Below are 2,528 nucleotides of genomic sequence, written 5' to 3' on the forward strand. Positions count from 1 at the left end.
CCGGAGATCAGTACGTCGATATTATTGGTATGGACATCTACGACAACAATCCCGAGAGCCAGATCGATCCGCAGAGAGCTTGGCAGAACTATCTGAACTCTCCGTACGGACTGACATGGCATCGCAACTTTGCGGCGCAGCACCACAAGCCAATGTCCTATCCTGAATGGGGCATCGGCGAAGAGGGCGACAACTCCTATTTTGTGAATGAGATGGCAAATTGGATGTCGACGAACGTTGTCCTGTACAACGATTATTGGAACACGAACGCTTCGTATCCCGGGATGATCTCGAACGGCCAGTATCCCAAAGCGGCGAAGCGATTCCTCGCTCTGAAGCCCTGAGAGGGACTGACCAAGCGATCGCGGGTTCATATCACGGGCCCGCGAGTGGCTTATGTTGCTACTCGCGCTGCTCTGCACGCTTGCTGGTCTCGGTCTGGCCGGAGGGGAGCTGAGCGATCAGCGGCCCAGCGGACCTGAACTTCATTGGAGGGTGGTCGTGGGCGCGGTGGTGTTCGTCGGTGGCACCTTGGTAGTCAGCGCCACCACCAGGAACACTTGCATGGCGGCAATTCGTCGGGACGACCAGGGCGTCGGCGTGGGCAAGTGCCGGTAGGACGGCTTCGGCGTGAACACGCTCGGGAAGCGGAAACGCGCCGTGCCGACGCGGCCTTTCGCACTCACGGCCGGCGTCGAATCCGAGATGCCTTCGACTGTCATGAGCGCCACGCCTTCATCACGCTGCCAGCTCCGCGGAGTGACCGAGATACGGAAGACAGCGGTCTTTCAGCCCGATGAAATCGGCGGTGCTGGCGATGGAGCGCGGCCGGGGACGCGGCAGCGGCACCGTCAGGCGGTCGACGATGCGGCCGGGCCGCGCGCTCATCACCAGGATCTCATCCGAGAGATAAACCGCCTCCTCGACGTCGTGCGTGACGAACACGACCGTCTTGTGGAAGTCGCCCCAAATCTGCAGCAGACATTCCTGCATGCTGGCGCAGGTTTGCGCGTCGAGCGCGCCGAAGGGCTCATCGAGCAGCACGATGTCGGTATCGAGCAGCAGCGTACGCAGCAAAGCCGCGCGCTGTCGCATCCCCCCCGACAGCTCGCGCGGATAGCGATCCTCGAAGCCGCCGAGACCATAGCGGGCTAGGTAGGGAAGCGCCGTCGCGCGCGCGGGCGCGGGCGACGCCCTTGATCTCCATCCCAAGCACGACATTATCGAGAACCGTGCGCCAGGGCAGCAGCAGATCTTTCTGCAGCATGTAGCCGACGCGGCCGATGGTTCCCGTGGCGTCGTCGCCGTCGATCAGGACGGCGCCGCCGCTTGGCGGCTGCAGCCCGGCGATGATGTTGAAGAGCGTGCTCTTCTCGCATCCGGAAGGGCCGACCACGCAGACGAAACGGCCCTCGGCGAGAGCGAAGGCCTGCGCATGCCGGCGCGCCTCGTACGAGAGAAATCCCCCGCCTTCGCTGGTGGCGCTACGTGCCTGTTCCGAATGCCGACCGCAACTTTTGTGTGCACTGCAACATAAGCATTCTCGCAAGCGCCGGGTGACGCCGCTGCGCGAAACGAGCGTTGCGCCCGCCGTCGTCGGCTGGAACGCGTATCGCGCTCGCTGGCACAGCCCTTGCGAGGATTGGGGCAAAAGACCACCGATAGGGAGACGCTGAGGAGCGCGCGAACCCATAACGGCTGAGGCGTATTCGATGGCGCGTTCGGTACAGAATTTCCTGAATTTCGAGCGCAACAGCGCTCCGCTCCACGGCAGCAATGTCGCGTCCCCTGGCGATGGCGGCTTGCGGGTTGCGGCGAATAGCGTGGAGGTGCCCGCGGCCAAGCTCGCCCGGCCAATCATCGAAGTTCTCGACCTGCACATGCAATTCACGGTGAACGGCCGCTCCACTACCGTGTTCAGCGGCTTGTCCTACAAGATCCCCGAACGCAGCTTCCTCTCGATCATCGGTCCCTCGGGCTGTGGCAAATCAACCTTGCTGCGCCTGATCGCCGGGTTGGAGCGCCCGACCGCGGGCGATGTCGTCTTTCAAGGACGTGAGATCGATGGCCCCTCGAAGGGCCTGATCTATGTTTTCCAGCAATATGCGAAGTCGATCCTGCCGTGGCGCACAGTCCTGCAAAACATCGAGTTCGGTCTGCGCAGCCAAAAGAAGGTCGCGCGTCGGGAAGCACGCGAGAAATGCCTCGAATACGTGAAACTGGTTGGCCTCGAAGGCTATGAGGATTACTTCCCGGCGCAGCTTTCCGGTGGCATGCAGCAGCGCGTCGTGATCGCACGTGCGCTGATCTGCGAGCCCAAGGTGTTGCTGATGGATGAGCCGTTCAGCGCGCTCGACGCCATGACCCGCGCCATTTTGCAAGAACTGCTGCTCACGATCTGGCAGACCATCCCGATCACCATCCTCTTCGTCACCCATGACGTCGAGGAGGCGGTATTCCTGTCGGACCGGATCATCTCGCTCGGACGCGCGCCCGCCTCGCTGCGCGAGGAGGTGAAGGTTGACCTT

Annotated in this window: 4 protein-coding genes and 2 pseudogenes; 2 read left to right on the plus strand and 4 right to left on the minus strand. The window is 62.4% G+C overall.

Translation table 11 applies throughout. The features are described 5' to 3' along the window. Positions 1 to 344 (plus strand): hypothetical protein (locus VGH68_RS29075; RefSeq protein ID WP_331607193.1); only part of this gene is annotated, 344 nt, incomplete at its 5' end. A gap of 141 nt (positions 345 to 485) precedes the next feature. Here VGH68_RS29075 and VGH68_RS29080 read toward each other — a convergent pair. The 4 genes and pseudogenes from VGH68_RS29080 to VGH68_RS29090 all read right to left on the minus strand — a co-directional run. Beyond that, positions 486 to 722 carry a hypothetical protein gene (locus VGH68_RS29080; protein WP_331607194.1) on the minus strand — a complete coding sequence of 79 codons (237 nt, stop codon included), beginning with the start codon at positions 720 to 722 and terminating at the stop codon, positions 486 to 488. 16 nt (positions 723 to 738) lie between these two features. Continuing rightward, complete coding sequence (locus tag VGH68_RS29085) at positions 739 to 1,077, minus strand: hypothetical protein (RefSeq protein ID WP_331607195.1); 339 nt, start codon at positions 1,075 to 1,077, stop codon at positions 739 to 741. 6 nt (positions 1,078 to 1,083) lie between these two features. Beyond that, positions 1,084 to 1,221: pseudogene (locus VGH68_RS30175) on the minus strand (ABC transporter ATP-binding protein); the annotation flags it as partial. Beyond that, positions 1,196 to 1,693 (minus strand): annotated as a pseudogene (locus VGH68_RS29090) (ATP-binding cassette domain-containing protein); the annotation flags it as partial. The pseudogenes VGH68_RS29090 and VGH68_RS30175, both read right to left, overlap by 26 nt. Before the next feature lie 19 nt (positions 1,694 to 1,712). On the opposite strand from VGH68_RS29090, the gene VGH68_RS29095 reads away from it, so the two are divergent. After that, the coding region (locus VGH68_RS29095; protein WP_331607197.1) for an ABC transporter ATP-binding protein at positions 1,713 to 2,528 on the plus strand (816 nt) is incomplete at its 3' end.

It is taken from the genome of Paraburkholderia sp. (assembly GCF_036488505.1).
In the GTDB taxonomy this organism is placed as follows: domain Bacteria; phylum Pseudomonadota; class Gammaproteobacteria; order Burkholderiales; family Burkholderiaceae; genus Paraburkholderia.

Bases quoted from the DNA above. Each gene is read 5' to 3' on its own strand.
- VGH68_RS29080 (WP_331607194.1), bottom strand. From the start codon at position 722: ATGACAGTCGAAGGCATCTCGGATTCGACGCCGGCCGTGAGTGCGAAA.